General features: G+C 56.4%; 14 protein-coding genes and 1 tRNA gene. 7 read left to right on the forward strand and 8 right to left on the reverse strand.

Going from position 1 to position 15,553, the window contains the following annotated elements:
* Positions 1-92 precede the first annotated feature (92 nt).
* Together LG383_RS13505 and LG383_RS13510 are read right to left on the reverse strand one after the other, a co-directional pair.
* Entirely contained in the window at positions 93-917 is an 825-nt protein-coding gene (locus LG383_RS13505) for a hypothetical protein (protein WP_225759362.1), read from the reverse strand.
* A 205-nt stretch (positions 918-1,122) separates the two neighbouring features.
* Positions 1,123-1,199: transfer RNA gene (locus LG383_RS13510), tRNA-Arg, on the reverse strand.
* A 359-nt stretch (positions 1,200-1,558) separates the two neighbouring features.
* Here LG383_RS13510 and LG383_RS13515 point away from each other — a divergent pair.
* Both LG383_RS13515 and fimZ read left to right on the forward strand, forming a co-directional pair.
* On the forward strand, positions 1,559-2,266 hold the full coding sequence (locus tag LG383_RS13515) for a DNA-binding response regulator (RefSeq protein ID WP_225759363.1): 708 nt from the start codon (positions 1,559-1,561) through the stop codon (positions 2,264-2,266).
* Positions 2,267-2,936: 670 nt separating this feature from the next.
* On the forward strand, positions 2,937-3,569 hold the full coding sequence (gene fimZ / locus LG383_RS13520) for a fimbria biosynthesis transcriptional regulator FimZ (RefSeq protein WP_225759364.1): 633 nt from the start codon (positions 2,937-2,939) through the stop codon (positions 3,567-3,569).
* 48 nt (positions 3,570-3,617) lie between these two features.
* Here the strand turns inward: fimZ and sfmF are convergent, their stop codons facing one another.
* The 5 genes from sfmF to fimA form a co-directional block, all read right to left on the reverse strand.
* Complete coding sequence (sfmF, locus tag LG383_RS13525) at positions 3,618-4,139, reverse strand: fimbria assembly protein (RefSeq protein ID WP_225759365.1); 522 nt, start codon at positions 4,137-4,139, stop codon at positions 3,618-3,620.
* Positions 4,140-4,148: 9 nt separating this feature from the next.
* On the reverse strand, positions 4,149-5,156 hold the full coding sequence (gene fimH / locus LG383_RS13530) for a type 1 fimbria D-mannose specific adhesin FimH (RefSeq protein ID WP_225759366.1): 1,008 nt from the start codon (positions 5,154-5,156) through the stop codon (positions 4,149-4,151).
* Entirely contained in the window at positions 5,149-7,713 is a 2,565-nt protein-coding gene (locus tag LG383_RS13535; protein WP_225759367.1) for a fimbrial biogenesis usher protein, read from the reverse strand. Before LG383_RS13535 ends, fimH begins: the two co-directional genes overlap by 8 nt.
* 14 nt (positions 7,714-7,727) lie before the next feature.
* Positions 7,728-8,420, reverse strand: a complete 693-nt coding sequence (fimC, locus tag LG383_RS13540; RefSeq protein ID WP_225759368.1) for a type 1 fimbria chaperone FimC — start codon at positions 8,418-8,420, stop codon at positions 7,728-7,730.
* 105 nt (positions 8,421-8,525) lie between these two features.
* Positions 8,526-9,086: a type 1 fimbrial major subunit FimA gene (fimA, locus tag LG383_RS13545; protein WP_225759369.1), complete on the reverse strand. Its 561-nt coding sequence runs from the start codon at positions 9,084-9,086 to the stop codon at positions 8,526-8,528.
* Positions 9,087-9,406: 320 nt separating this feature from the next.
* Between fimA and folD the strand changes: the two genes are divergently transcribed.
* From folD to LG383_RS13570, 5 genes are all read left to right on the forward strand, one after another.
* Positions 9,407-10,273, forward strand: a complete 867-nt coding sequence (gene folD / locus LG383_RS13550; RefSeq protein WP_166181774.1) for a bifunctional methylenetetrahydrofolate dehydrogenase/methenyltetrahydrofolate cyclohydrolase FolD — start codon at positions 9,407-9,409, stop codon at positions 10,271-10,273.
* Between the two features lies 1 nt (position 10,274).
* Entirely contained in the window at positions 10,275-10,487 is a 213-nt protein-coding gene (gene ybcJ, locus LG383_RS13555) for a ribosome-associated protein YbcJ (protein WP_225759370.1), read from the forward strand.
* Positions 10,488-10,766: 279 nt separating this feature from the next.
* A complete protein-coding gene (locus tag LG383_RS13560) occupies positions 10,767-12,266 on the forward strand; it encodes a PTS transporter subunit EIIC (RefSeq protein ID WP_106992228.1) in 1,500 nt (499 codons plus the stop codon).
* A gap of 73 nt (positions 12,267-12,339) precedes the next feature.
* Positions 12,340-13,356 carry a Mal regulon transcriptional regulator MalI gene (malI, locus tag LG383_RS13565; RefSeq protein ID WP_166181772.1) on the forward strand — a complete coding sequence of 339 codons (1,017 nt, stop codon included), beginning with the start codon at positions 12,340-12,342 and terminating at the stop codon, positions 13,354-13,356.
* Positions 13,357-13,428: 72 nt separating this feature from the next.
* Positions 13,429-13,950 (forward strand): metal-dependent hydrolase, encoded by a 522-nt coding sequence (locus LG383_RS13570; RefSeq protein ID WP_225759371.1) that lies wholly within the window; start codon positions 13,429-13,431, stop codon positions 13,948-13,950.
* A gap of 79 nt (positions 13,951-14,029) precedes the next feature.
* Here LG383_RS13570 and cysS read toward each other — a convergent pair whose 3' ends face one another.
* The gene (cysS, locus tag LG383_RS13575; protein ID WP_106992225.1) at positions 14,030-15,415 is read right to left on the reverse strand and encodes a cysteine--tRNA ligase; all 1,386 of its coding nucleotides are present in this window, start codon (positions 15,413-15,415) and stop codon (positions 14,030-14,032) included.
* Between the last annotated feature and the right edge of the window lie 138 nt (positions 15,416-15,553).

Below are 15,553 nucleotides of genomic sequence, written 5' to 3' on the forward strand. Positions count from 1 at the left end.
TGAGAACTATACTCATTATCCATCTGTAATCAAGTGTAAACAGGGGCAACAAAGTAAAAAATCGATGAGAAAACAACCCAGAGGGGGCGAGACTATCCTTTGGTACTGCGCAACGGTGCCGGGAGTGGCGCCCCCACTACCGGCGTCGGGCTGTCCGACAGGGCCGCCATCCCCAGCGCCGACGCGATCCCGCTCGCGATGGTCTCATCGGAAAACGGCACGTTGCCATTCTCCTGATGAATAATGGCCTTACTCAGCGCGGTTAAGACATCTGGCGAGGCCACATCCAGCCGGGTGGTCGGGGTGACGCCCAAGGCCTGACTGACGTTCTGAATGTACGCGGTGGTATTGTTATTGTCCTGCGGCGGCGCCCAGCGGTTAATAATTTTACTGATGGTATCCAGCCCGCGCCGCTGGTAAGCAAGCAGGTTGACGCCCAGGGCGCGGATGCCGTGTTCCGGGGACGCAAAGGTGGCAAAACGCCCGTCGGTGCCGTTCTGCCCCTGCCAGGTGAAGGCCCAACTGGCCTCCAGATTGCCGGGGTTGTTATTGCGGATCCCGCGGATACCCCCGACCGGCGACCATGCGGGCCCGGTGCGGCTGTTGCGGTACTGAGGTAAGCGGTTCATCAGCGCGAGCTGATTTTCACGCCAGCCCTGCAGGCTGGCGTACTGCCCCAGCTGCTCAAACGAGGCGGGCGTGGCGGTTACCGAAGCCTGACGGCGGTCGGCAGGTTGCGGTAAGCTTGCCGCAGGCTGGGCGACGATCGGCTGCGCAGAATGGGTTAACTGCTGAAAAGAGGCGGGTACGCTGGTCTGCGTCATTCCGGCTGACGACGGCTGCGCCGATAGCGTGGCCACCTGCTGCGGGCTGCTAATCTGCTGCTGTTCATAGTAATGCGCAATACCGGACATCATTCCCTCTTCATATTCAGCCGACATCCGCGCAGGGGCTGCCAGCGCGTTCGGCGCTATTATACAGAAAAATCTTAGTGAGAATGGGGTCAAGTCTCAGGCCAATACCCGGTGCAAAACCGCGGCCTGTAAGTAGCGGGTTAGTCCGTTGAACACGGCAGTTTTTTTACGGATAAAAAGGGATAAGGGGACAACTGACAGACTTAAATGGTACGCCCTAAAGGATTCGAACCTTTGACCTACGGCTTAGAAGGCCGTTGCTCTATCCAACTGAGCTAAGGGCGCATGGAAATGCGTGCAGTGCGAGGTGGTGAAACGCCTGGAATTATACGGTCAATGTCTGGTGAGTCAATGCCTTTTGGCGCGATCGCTTCTCTTATATCCTGTTGCCCGTGGTTCCTGAATGAAGACGTCTGTTTTTTCGCCATAGCGCCTCCCGCATAACTACGAAATGCCTTAGCCATAATTAAGCCGCGCCTGCTATTTTCGCCCCCCGTTTGCCCGCACACTACCCGCGATGCTCCGGTGCCCGTATGCCGGAACACAACAGGATAGTGAAGTGGGTGCCGCATGCTTTTCTGCTCTGCCAAAAAATGGCCTGATCCGATTGTTGCGCTCAGCTTCTCAAACAGCAGAGGGATGATATGCGCATCAATGTACGCCGTTACCGACGGCGTCGCACGGGAAGTGATTCTATAGGTTTTGCACAACCCCCCTTCAGTGCGCCCTTTTTTGACCGCCTTGTTTACCTGAGCCAGTCCATCAATCAGCGTCGTAAAACAGATGCCCCCTGGCTGGTGCTGGTCACCGACGATCGTTTTCTCTGCGCCGGATTACAGGCTGGCCCCTTCCCACTGAATCACTGCCGTCAGTTTGACACCCTTACGCCTGCAATAAGCGCGATCCAGCAGTGGCCTTCGGCAAGGCTGGTGATTGATATGGAGTGCCGGACGCAGCCCCTGATGGATACGCTCGACAGCCTGCGCAGGCTGAGGCTGTATCCCCCCTACACGCCGGTCCATCTGCTGGTGCGTGCAGATGACGTCGACCGACGGCTTTTTTGCCGGGCTGCCGGTCCGTTTAACCTCATTGAACGCCAGTCCTCTGCCGCCCTGCTTCAGCAGAAGCTCTCCCGCAACCATCGCCCCGTCACCTCTGGCAGGGAGTGGTTTACGCGGGAGGAGTGGGCCATTCTGCGCCTGTTAACCTGTGGGGAGTCGTTACGCAACATTGCGTGCCTGTGCGATCGCCCTTACAGCCGCATCGTCTACCGGGTGGGGCGCATCGTCGATAAGCTCGGCCTGCATCGCCGCCAGGCGCTGCTGCACCTGTTGCATCGCCTGGCCGGTTAACACGTTATCGCCTGGATCGTGACGAGATAACTGACGCATTGTTGTGAGTTTTATGCATTAATTTAACAACTTACAAACAATAGCAACTATTCCTAATTGCCCCTTCCAGCAACGTTAAATCCCGAGCGACGGGCGCATTGCAACATTTTTGCTCAGTCGTTAAGGTTTGGTTGAGTCGGTTAATATTATGATAATGATGTAAAACAAATTACTTCAGCACTCCTCGCCCTGGGGCACTGAATGGCATGCAGACGATCCTGGTATCCCGGCATGAGGAACGTTTTACGGGTGCCAGCGACCATCACAAAAAATTAACAATCAGAGGGTTGTATTATTTTTATTATGAGAAAATCACGATAATCCATGCAAATGAGAATTAGTGGATATTTAGCCTCTTTTTAAAATATTCACTTAAATTATCCAGAAGATCATGTTGAGAAACCGGATGAAGTCAATCTTCAGACTTTTCGCACAACCGTTAAAAGGTATACTAAGTCATATTCCAGCCGTGAATGAAAAATACAATTTCATTTATCTGGATAATTTCTTTTCAGTCACTGCGCTGCGGGACTCTTTTTAGTATGACGTAAACAAGGATGCTTTCGCTCTTTCCAGGGAATAAGAACTATCCTTCCGGCTCACCCGCGCTTAAACAATCTGAGGCATAACAATGAAACCGGCATCCGTCATCATTATGGACGAACACCCTATTGTCAGAATGTCGATAGAAGTCCTGCTACAGAAAAATAAAAATATTACCATCACGCTTAAATCGGGAGACTGCCATGAAGCCCTCGATCATATCCGTCATCACCCGGTCGATATGGTGATCCTTGATATTGACCTTCCGGGAATGGATGGATTTACCTTATTGAAAAGAATCAAAAAATTAAATAATAAAATCAAAGTCCTGTTCTTGTCGTCGAAATCAGAATCCTTTTATGCCGGGCGAGCCATGCGTGCCGGGGCCAATGGCTTTGTCAGCAAGCGAAAAGATCTGGGTGATATCTATAATGCCGTGCAGATGCTGCTCGCAGGATATTCATTCTTTCCTGCCGATACGCTAAATCTTATAAACCATTCAACTACGCGGAAAGGGAATCAGACCGACATGCCGTTATCCAACCGGGAAGTCACGGTATTGCGTTATCTGGCAAATGGATTATCGAACAAAGAAATTGCTGCACAATTATTGCTTAGCAATAAAACAATTAGCGCCCACAAGTCAAATATCTATATGAAATTAGGCGTGCAGAGTATTGTTGAGCTTATTGATTATGCCAAAGATCATGAACTGCTTTAAATAAAGCCCCTCCCTGTCGCACCATAATGTTTCAGGGAGGCTTCTCGCTTAATAGTAATTAATCATAAAAGTCGCATCTGCGTCGGCACGTCCCGGCTGAGGATTGTTAGCCGTGGCAATATAGTTGGCATAAAACGCCAGCTCCGCATTTCCTGCCGCATCCACCGTCACTTCGCGACTGGCCTGCTGAAGCGGCAGCCGCGTTTTGGTGCCATCAAGAATTTCCACCGCCACCGAGCGTGCCTGGCTGGCATCATTCAGGGCCAGCAGTTGATTATCACTGGCATCCGCGATGCCAGAAAAGGTGACTGATGCGGCCCCAGGTGGACAGCCCGTGAGCTTCAGGGTAAAAGGTATCGCCTGCGTCCGGCTGCCCGTGGTACTGAGCTGTCGGGTCGGCCAGCGCCCCAGCTGCACCGTTTTGTTGCTGTCACTGCCTTCTGCCACGCACGTAAAATCCACAATGTTGCCGTAGAGCTGAATATTGATGTTCCCCAGAGGCGAATCCGCCTGAGCGTGCGGCAGCCACAGCGCGGCGGCGGCCAGTACCCCCGTGATCCCTTTACGCATGTTGCCTCCTTACTGATAATCCACGCGCAAATAGCCGCGCGAGGTAAAGCGCCCTTCCGCCGGTTTATGGCCGGTGATACTCACCGGCCACGCCATAATCCCCACCTGCGCGGAGGTGTTATCATCCAGACGGAACGGGATCAGGCTGCCGGGATGGTTGGGTGTGAGTGGAGTACCGGACGCATTCGCCACCACAAATCCCACATCCGGGTTATCGGACACCAGCGTGCTGCCGGAGGCTTTTTCCGCCTCGATGCGCAGGGTCAGCCAGGCGTTGGCCTCGACGTTGGTGCATTTGATGGCAAGGGTTTTGCTCTGCGCCGATACCCCTTCGGGCCGGTTTCCAGCCCCTGCTTTGCTAAACAGCGAGGCGCCGATATCACCGAAATCAAATTCCACGATCTGCCCGACGTTGATCGCGCAGCTCTGCGGCACCTGAATAGTGCCGCTATAGGAGAGGGTATAAACCGGCGTACTGAACGGGTCGGAGGAGGTTGTCGTGACGTAGACGCGGAACATCGTTGCACGCGGGATCACCACCATATTGATAAACCGCCGCGTCACTTTCAGGCGGAAGATCAGGCTGGAATCTTGCACCGGAAAGGCCTGGTTCTTCGGCACGTTTGGATGGCTTCCCATCTGAATATAGTTTTGCGGGGGATAAAAGACGCCGGCATAGCTGTCGGTAATTTTCATCGCCCCCTCCAGATACTCATTCAGTCGCAAATATTTATAGTTATCCATCGTTGTGGTTATCGGGAAATCCGTGACATAGCTGCGCAGGGTGGTGGTTCCAGTCGTCCCTTTTGGGCAGACCGCCTTGACGCCCACCCACTGGGATTTTTCACTGAGGGTGACGATTTGCCCCAGCTGGTTATTGGAATGGGTAAAGGTATCCGACAGATCGTAAAAGATATCCGTCGGTACGCCCGTTTCATTGACGCAAACGCTCGCCAGCGCCTGCGCGGTAGGCAGCAATGTTAGCAGCGGTACCAGCAGGCAGCGGGTATTAATCACAGCGGATCTCCTTAAGCGTGATCGCCTGTTGCAGGCTCTTTTCCGGCAGCGTGTAAGGCGCGCGACACTGTGCATTCGCGCCCTCGCCCCACTGAATTAACAGCTCACCGCTAAGCGGCAGGCCGCTCAGGTAAATCTGCCCGTCCTCCCCCGCCATACTGGTGACGCCCGTTTTGCTCTCGCGCACGACGGCACCAAACGGCACCGGCTGGCTGGCGTGGATCACGGTCAGCAAAGCGCGCACGCCGATGCGGGTATCAAAGCTGGCACGCACCAGCGCACCTTTGGTAGGCACCACGCTGCTGACGTTGTTTTCAATGTCGGTGCTGGTGCTCATGGTGTTGGTATTCAGCGCAACGCGGTTGTAGCGATACACCGTGGCGTAGGGCATCACCGCGTAACCGCGCCAGTCGGTTTTCACCCCGGTCTGGTTCTCGATGCTGACGCCCGATGCGCCCGGGGCTTTGATCAGCACGTTGGTATCTCCCAGCGGCTGGCTTAAGGTGACACCATCCGCATGCCCCACCACGCCGCCCGACACCTGCCAGTTGAGATCGTGCTGCTGGCGGGAGTAGTTATACCCGGCCCCCAGTGAGCCGTAAGTGGCCTGCCAGTTGGCACCGGCGCTACCGCTACCGCCGGTGTGACTGTTGTGGGCCTGGGTCAGGCTGTAGCTCAGGTTGTGCTGATCCAGGAGCGTGCCGCTGATGCCGGTTTGCACGCTGGTATCGCCCCCACGGCTACGGCTCGCCGAGGCTGTCGCCCAGGTACGATCCCACGCGCTGTCGCGGCGAAAACCCTGGCCGGTAAACAGGCTGAACGGAACCGACACATTCAGGGAAACAATGTTGTCGGTGCCGCCACTCTCCGCGGCCTGGTTCCACGACCAGGAGACGGAGTAGCTCACCCCCCGGATGCCGCCAGCATAGCCGAGCTGATACCAGACGCTGGCGTCGCGGTTTCCCCACCAGGTCTGTTCGCTGCCGGAGAGATACACCGAGCCGTAATCCCCCAGCGACTGAGAAATATTGACCTGCAGGCGCCCTTTTTTATTCCACGCCAGGTTGTGATAACTCTGCACATCCGGCACGCCGTCATGGTCGCTGTCATCACCATACTGATAGCCCTCCATCGTGCGCCATGCCACGTCATCGAGGGTGTAAAACCCGGTGGTTGAGTAGCGATAACCCAGCAGCTGGAGGTGTGTCCCCAGGGTGTTCAACGATTTGGCGTACAGGAAGCGCAGGGATTGTCCTTCGTGGCGGCTATCGTCCGCCAGCTGGCTGCGGGCGTGGGTGACATCGAGCGAGAGGGCTCCCCAGTCGCCGAGATTTTTACCCGCCCCAAGGGCCAGCGCCGTGTAACGTGCGGCGAGCTGCGTGCCGCCGTAAAGCGTGTAGCCCTTCGTAAGACCCGCAATCAGCGTCCCCTGGGCGAAGGAGGGTGACTCCTGGTCGCGGTTACCGCTGCGGTAATCTCCGGCAACCAGATCATATTTCAGGCGACCTTCACGCTGCAGCAGCGGCACGGTTGAGTACGGCACGGTGTAGCGTTGCTGGCTGCTGTCGTTCTCTTCCACCGTGACGTCAAGATCGCCGCTTGATGAGGTCGGGTTCAGGTCGGCGATGGCAAAGGCCCCGGCCTGGACATAGCTTTGATAGATCACATACCCGTTTTGACGGATCACCACTTTGGCCGGCGTTCGCGCGATGCCCCGCACCGTGGGGGCATAGCCCTGCATGCTGTCGGGGTACATGCTGTCCGAGGAGTACAGTCGTCCCCCGCGAAAACCCACGCTGTCGAAGACGTCGTTCCCGGTGTTGCTGTCGCCCACCACCAGCTCGCTTTTCAGGGGAATAATCGTGCGCTGCACCCAGGTGCCAATGTTTTGCCATTCGGTATGCCGACTGCCGTTGCTGCGGGTATCGCGCCACGAGCCGGTGTTACGCAGTCGCCAGGCCCCATAATTCAGCCCGCTTTGCAGGTTCAGATAATAGCTGTCATCGTCAGTTCCCCGGTTGCCGCTGAAGCTGTAGTTCAACAGCATCGCCGGGATGCCCTGATCCCACTGGTCCGGGGGAATGTAGCCGCGGGCGCTGTTGTGCATCGCCACCTGCGGCAGGCTGATGTTCAGGCGTAGCGATGCAAAATTAAAGTCAATTTCACTGCCCGGAATGGCCGTTTTGAGCGGGATACAGTGCCCTGCCGCCACCGTTGCCAGCGCCGGGAACGCGGGCACATTCACCCCCATCCGCTCCAGCATGGCGCGGGTAATACAGGGTGTCAGCCCGCCGGCAGGCGGCGGCGAGTCCTCTTCTGCTGTCTCAAAAGGAATATCCAGGGTGCCGATAAACTCATCGTTACGCCAGACGTCAACGCGGTACGTGCCCGGTGCCTGCTGGTGGCCCTGCTCGAAACGCGACAAATCCGCGACATTGGCCGGGCCGTCGGTTAAAAAGGCCGGGTTGAAGTAACTTTCGCTCTGGCTCAGCGGTGACCAGAGCGTGGTTATCAGCGCCACTGCCATCGGGCAATAACATCCTCGCGCGTGCGTCATGATCCTGCCTCTGCTCACAGGCTGACACTGCGGGCTGGCGTAATCGCGCCATAGTCGTTAACGCTCTGCCAGGAGAGGCTGCCGCTGGCCCCGGCCGGGATCGCCTGCATGGCGTGATTTTTTGGGGCGATCATCAGGTTATCCAGTTTCTGCCCGCCGAGCTGAATATTGACCAGCGTGATGTAATAAGGTGAGGCATTACTCACCTTCAGGTAGTTGCCTGTGCGCGCAAAGCGCAGATGCGACAGGGCTTCCTCCGGGGGCATCTCTAGCCTGGCTGGGCGCACGAAGAGCTTGATCCGCGACAAAATCGCCAGCTGCAGGACGTTTTTGCCTTCCAGACTGGCTTTATTCACCGACGGGATCGCCTTCACGTTCATATAAAAGAGCGATTCGCGATCGGCGGGCAGCGGCGGCCCGGCGTAAATAATCCGCAAGGTGTTCTCACTGTTCGGCTCGCTGACAAACAGCGGTGGCGTCACGGCGAAGGTTTTTTCTTTTTTTCCCTGCTCGTTTTCAATCCAGGCATTAATTAAATAGCGCTCTTGCTTATTGCTGTTGGTCATTGCGAGGGAGGTCTGCTGCGCCTCTGCCGGATAAATAACCCGGGTAGCGCCCAGAGCAATACCCCCCGATGCACAAGCAACCCCGGATAAAAGGCTATAAATAAAATAAACAACCGCGCCCGATTTAACGATCAGGTTCATCACCAGGTTACCTTTAATAAAATATTTACAGATCTGTATGTCGTCAGAAATAAACGTTAGCCAGACACAAGGTAAAAGGTCTCATCCCTGAGACCTGACGCGCTATTATTCGTATTTCATCACGAAGGTTGCGTCGGCGTTTGCCTGGCCGGGTTGGGTGGTCGCCGCGGTCGCTTTATAACGTGCGGCAAAGTTCAGGGTGTTAGAGCCTTCAATCAGCGCCTGGGCCGCAGAGAAGCTGGCGCCATCCGGGGTCAGCGTGCTGGATTTATTGTCGAGGATTTCAATGCCCACGCCTTTTGCCGCGTTGTCGTTGCTGCCGGAAGAGACTGCCAGCAGGGTGTCGTCAGTGGCATCAATCTGACCGGTAAAGGCCACGGACGCGGTTTTCGCCACCGCCGGATCGCAGTCGTTCAGTTGAATGGTAAACGGGATATTCACCGTGGTGTCGCCCACTTTGGTAAATTTCGCCGTCCGGTACTGCCCCAGATAAACAATCTGATCGGCAGATTTGGTATTTACTGCACAGGCCGCGTTGACTAATTCACCTTTAAAATGCACGGTGCCGCCATTAACCGAAACCGCTGGCGGATCTTCAGCCCAGACTGCGCCAGACATTAATACCAGAGTAGCAACCACAGCCGCTGAAATAGTACTTAAATTCATAGGATTTCCTTTAAATGTAAAAAGCCCTTCCCGATGGCAACCGGAAAGTAGCGTGACTATCACTTGCATAATTGATGCATTATTTTGGACGTGGCTAAAGTAGCCCAGGAATAAAGCGGTGAATATGCCCAAATACTGCCAGTTAACCCGGTTACCTCCTAAAATCGCCTAAGAAAGTACCCATCCCGAATGCGGGGTTATCGGGGGTGCGCGGCAGGCGAATGGTGAAATCTCGCAAAGTGTGACTGACATCAGCCCTCGCTTCTGACAAAATATGCGCAATCCCCCTTTCATACCTTACAGATGGAATCTTCTCTCTGATGGCAGCAAAGATTATTGACGGTAAAACGATTGCGCAGCAGGTGCGCTCTGAGGTTGCGGAAAAAGTGAAGGCGCGTACAGCGGCCGGAAAACGCGCCCCCGGGCTGGCCGTTGTGCTGGTCGGCAGCAACCCGGCATCGCAAATTTATGTCGGCAGCAAGCGTAAAGCCTGCGAAGAGGTGGGCTTTCTCTCCCGCTCATACGATCTGCCGGAAACCACTTCCGAAGCAGAGTTGCTGGAGCTGATTGATACCCTGAACGCTGATAGCGCGATCGACGGCATTCTGGTCCAGCTGCCGCTGCCTGCGGGCATCGACAACGTGAAGGTGCTGGAACGTATTGCGCCAGACAAAGACGTGGACGGTTTCCATCCGTACAACGTTGGCCGTCTGTGCCAGCGTGCGCCGCGCCTGCGTCCGTGCACCCCGCGCGGCATCGTAACCCTGCTGGAGCGTTATAACATCGACACCTACGGCCTGAACGCCGTGGTGATTGGCGCGTCCAATATCGTGGGCCGCCCGATGAGCATGGAGCTGCTGTTGGCTGGCTGCACCACCACCGTCACCCACCGCTTTACCAAAAACCTGCGTCAGCACGTCGAAAATGCCGACCTGCTGATCGTGGCCGTGGGCAAACCGGGCTTTATTCCGGGCGAGTGGATCAAAGAAGGGGCGATTGTCGTGGACGTGGGGATTAACCGTCTGGAGAGCGGCAAAGTGGTAGGCGATGTGGTGTACGAAGATGCCGCTGCCCGCGCCTCTTATATCACCCCGGTTCCAGGCGGCGTAGGTCCGATGACCGTCGCCACACTGATTCAGAATACTTTGCAGGCGTGCGAAGAGTATCACGACGTAGAGGAAGCGTAAGATGGCCACTTTTTCATTAGGTAAACACCCGCACGTTGAGCTGTGCGATCTGCTGAAGCTCGAAGGCTGGAGCGAGAGCGGCGCCCAGGCCAAGATCGTCATTGCTGACGGTCTGGTTAAAGTGGATGGCGTGGTAGAGACCCGCAAGCGCTGCAAGATTGTAGCCGGTCAGACCGTAAGTTTTGAAGGTCAGAGCGTCACCATCGTGGCATAAACGTAGGCCGGGTAAGGCGTCAGCCGCCACCCGGCATGAATACCGCACCACGCTGATGCCCTCACCCTAACCCTCTCCCACCGGGAGAGGGAATTAAAATCCCTCACACCTATCACGGTTAATTATCGATCAACTTCAAATAATCACTATTTCATCTGTTGAAATGTGAAAATTAAGTTGCGCGATTTTCAGACTTTCCCCACGATAAGTAGAACGTTCTACTAAAACGTTCTACTTACAATAACAGCGCTAAAAAAGCGCTATTCGGGGGAAATCAGCATGAGTCTGATATCAGGGTTTGTTAAATCGTTGTCGAAATTATCGATGATTGGTCGCGCCTTAATGCTGCCGATCTCACTGCTTCCCGCTGCAGGCCTGCTGTTGGCCTTCGGGGATAAGTTCCACCTGCCGCTGATGATGAACGCGGGCGGCGTCATTTTTGATAACCTGCCGATGCTGTTTGCCATCGGTTCGGCCGTGGGGCTGGCATCCGAATCCGGGATCGCGGCGCTGTCGGCGGCGGTGGCGGTGTTTGTCACCAACATCACCATCGGCACCGTACTCGGCATTACGCCGGAGATGGCCTCCCAGGGCGGGAAATACGCCATGGTGGTGGGCATCCCGACGCTGCAGATGGGGGTCTTTGGCGGCCTGCTGTGCGGTATCCTCGCCGCCTGGTGTTATAACCGCTTCCACACCATGCAGTTGCCGGAATTCCTCGGCTTCTTCTCCGGGAAGCGTTTTGTCGCCATTGCCACGGCGTTCCTGTCGTTCCTGATGGGCCTGCTGCTGCCGTACATCTGGCAACATATCCAGGCCGGTATCGACGCCCTGTCGGTGGTGGTTAACGGCGATAACCAGGCGGCATCGACCTTTATCTTTGGTCTGGTGGAGCGTGCGCTGATCCCGCTGGGTCTGCACCACATCTGGTATCCGTCGTTCTGGTACTCGTTCGGGGATTACACCACCCAGGCGGGCCAGGTGATCCACGGCGACCAGACTATCTGGTTCAAAATGCTGGAAGAAGGCACCAAATCCTTCAGCAGCGACACCTACCAGAACGCCGGTAAGTTCATGCAGGGCGAGTTCCCGCTGATGCTGTTCGCGCTGCCTGCGGCCTGTCTGGCGATGTACCACGAAGCGCACACCAAAAACAAAAAGATCGCGGCTGGGATCCTGTTCTCTGCGGCACTGACCTGCTTCCTGACCGGGATCACCGAGCCGGTAGAGTTCACCTTTATCTTCGTGGCGCCGATCCTCTATGTCTTTAACGCCATCATGGCGGGCCTGGCATACATGACCATGTACCTGATGCATGCCCATATCGCCAAATCCTTCTCTGCCGGCTTTATCGACTACCTGTCGTTCGGGATCCTGCCGTCGTTTAACGGCTACCAGACCAACTTCCTCAACGCCATTATCATCGGGATCCCGATGGCGCTGATCTACTACTTCACCTTCCGCTTCGTGATCCGTCGTTTCGACGTGAAAACGCCGGGCCGTACTGAAGTCACCGCCAATGCGAATGACAAAACGGATAGCGAAATCGCCACCGAAATCATCGGCCTGCTCGGCGGGGCGCAGAACATCGACTCCGTCGGCTCCTGCATCACCCGTCTGCGTCTGGAAGTGGCGAAGAGCGAGATGGTGGATAAAGACGGTCTGAACGGCCTCGGCGCACGCGGCGTGGTCTTCGTCGGCGACTCCGGCATTCAGGTTATCTTTGGCGCCAGGGCGCAGTTTATCGCCCAGACGATGTCCACCATGATCGGTAAATAATAAGCTGCCTGACCGACACGTCTCCTGTATCTTACGGGAGACGTTGTCTTATCAGGCATTTCAGGGAGTAGATGTGAAGAAGGTCAGCATCATTGATGTCGCCAGAGAGGCAGGGGTTTCCGTCTCCACCGTCTCGCTGGTTTTGCGTCAGAAAGGAAAGATCTCCGAGGCGACGATCGACAAAGTCAACGCCGCCATCACCGCCCTGGGCTACGTGCATAACGTCGCCGCTGCCAACCTCCGCGCCAACACCTCTAATCTTATCGGTCTGATCCTGCGCGACTTCAGCGACAGCTTTTCCATCAAGGTGATGGCGAGCATCGTCCAGGAGCTGGAGAAGCAGGGTTATATGGTTTTTCTCGGCCAGCCGCTGAACGATGGCGAACATCTTGAGCGCTGCCTGCTCTCTTTTAAGCAACAGGGCGTCGCCGGGGTGATCTATCTGGCGTCTGACACCCGTCATGCCGCTCTCCCGGCGTTGATCCGTCAGTGTCCGCTGCCGCTGGTGGCGGTGTCGCAGTCGCTGCTGGATGAAAACTGCAATCTGGTGATGCGCGATAACCGCCAGGCGGCGCATCTGGCCACCCGCTATCTGATTGAGCGCGGCCATCGCCATATCGCCTACCTCGGCGGCAGGGAAGGCGATCTGATCCGCGAACAGCGTCTGCTCGGTTTTCGCAGCGCGATGACGCAGAACGGGCTGGTGTTCCGGGATGAATCCGCTCCCGCCTGCAGCGACGATACGCGGGCGGTGAGTTTCGCTACCCGGCAACTGCTGGAGAAAAACAACACCATCACCGCCCTGCTCTGCCACTCGCCGGATGCGATGATCGGCTCCATCTCGGGTATTCACCACGTGGGCCGCACGGTCGGCAAAGATGTGTTTTTGACCCAGCAGGTGGCGCTGGTGGGGTTTGAGGATATGCTGCACGTCAACCTTACCTCGCCGTCCTTTACCTATGTCTCCTCCGCCAGCGAAGAGACGGGCCGTCAGGCGGCGGGGCTGATGATCCGCAAGCTGAAAGAGCCTGAACTGCAAACCCAGCGCATTACCCTGTCGGGGCAGCTGATCGCCCGGGAATCGGCATAATTCAGATTTACGCCCGGCTCTGCGTTTAGCCGCGCTCTGCTATATTTCCATGATTTGCCATGGATAATTGTTATGCCAACCATCATTACCCACGCCGCGGTACCGATTTGCCTGGGCTTAGGGCTGGGCACCCGGGTTATTCCCCCTCGCCTGCTGTTTGCCGGGATTGTCCTCGCCATGCTGCCGGATGCCGACGTGCTGTCGTTTAAGTTCGGCGTCGCCTACGGCAATATTTTTGGTCATCGCGGCTTTACCCACTCCCTGCTGTTCGCTTTTGTGGTGCCGTTACTCTGCGCGTTAGTCGCCCGACGATGGTTCAGGGCCGGCCTGATACGCTGCTGGCTGTTTTTAACGGTATCGCTGCTGTCACACAGCCTGCTGGACTCGGTGACGACGGGCGGGAAAGGGGTCGGCTGGCTGTGGCCGTGGTCGGATGAACGCTTCTTTGCGCCCTGGCAGGTGATCAAGGTCGCGCCCTTTGCGCTGTCGCGCTACACCACGCCTTACGGGCATCAGGTGATTCTTTCGGAGCTGCTGTGGGTGTGGTTGCCGGGAGTGGTGCTGATGGGGTTGTTGTGGTGGCGGCGGAGGTAAAAAAAGCCGGGTGGCGCTGCGCTTACCCGGCCTACGTTCTATTCCCTCTCCCCTATGGGGAGAGGGTTAGGGTGAGGGGTTATTTACGGCGCCAGGTGGTGCCCTGCGGGCCATCTTCCAGAATGATCCCCATCTCGGTGAGACGGTTACGCGCGGCATCGGCTGCGGCCCAGTCTTTCGCCTGACGGGCTTCCAGACGGGCTTTGATCAGCGCTTCAATCTCCGCCACTTCGCCATCATCCGCCTGAGCACCGCTCTGGAGGAACACTTCCGGCTCCTGCTCCAGCAGACCCAGCACGCCAGCCAGCTTACGCATATGGGAGGCCAGCGCGTTAGCGGCATGGGCATCTTCGCCTTTCAGACGGTTCACTTCACGGGCCATATCAAACAGCGCCGAGTAGGCTTCCGGGGTGTTGAAGTCGTCGTTCATCGCTTCGACAAAACGGGCTTCGAACGCCTCGCCACCGGCCGCCGCTACGGAAGTGTCGGTTCCGCGCAGGGCGGTGTACAGACGCTCCAGGGCGGAACGTGCCTGCTTGAGGTTCTCTTCGCTGTAGTTCAGCTGGCTGCGATAGTGGCCGGACATCAGGAAGTAGCGGATGGTTTCGGCATCGTAATACTTCAGCACGTCGCGCACGGTGAAGAAGTTGCCCAGCGATTTGGACATCTTCTCGCGGTCAATCATCACCATCCCGGAGTGCATCCAGTAGTTCACATACTCGCCGTCATGGGCGCAGGTGGACTGGGCAATTTCGTTTTCATGGTGCGGGAACATCAGGTCTGAACCGCCGCCGTGAATGTCGAAGTGGTTACCCAGCTGTTTGCAGTTCATGGCTGAACATTCGATATGCCAGCCAGGACGGCCCGCGCCCCACGGCGATGGCCAGCTTGGCTCGCCCTCTTTGGACATCTTCCAGAGCACGAAATCCATCGGGTTACGCTTCACGTCCACCACGTCCACGCGCGCCCCGGCCTGGAGTTGATCCAGGTCCTGACGGGAGAGCTGGCCGTAGTGCGGATCGGTCGGGACGTCGAACATCACGTCGCCGTTGTCCGCCACGTAGGCGTGACCTTTGGCAATCAGCTGTTCGGTGATCTCAATGATCTCAGGGATATGGTGCGTGGCACGCGGCTCGAGGTCCGGGCGCAGGATATTCAGCGCATCAAAATCCTTGTGCATTTCGGCAATCATGCGATCGACTAACGCGACGAAGTTTTCACCGTTCTCGTTAGCACGCTTGATAATTTTGTCGTCGATATCGGTGATATTGCGTACATACTTAAGGTTGTACCCGAGGAAACGCAGGTAGCGTGACACCACGTCGAAGGCGACGAAGGTACGGCCATGGCCGATATGACAGAGATCGTAAACGGTAATACCACACACGTACATGCCGACTTCCCCGGCATGAATAGGTTTGAATTCCTCTTTTTGGCGCGTCAGTGTGTTGAAGATTTTTAACATCGAAGATTCCATGTGAGACGTGTGTGGGCGAAAACGGCATATTCTACACGCAAAATCATTTAAGTTGCATCAAGGCGGCAAGCGAAGAAATCCCCGGGAGCATAGATAACTATGTGACCGGGGTTTCTGAACGCAGCC

Source organism: Leclercia sp. Marseille-Q4284, assembly GCF_916618945.1.
Taxonomy (GTDB): Bacteria; Pseudomonadota; Gammaproteobacteria; order Enterobacterales; family Enterobacteriaceae; genus Enterobacter; species Enterobacter tamurae.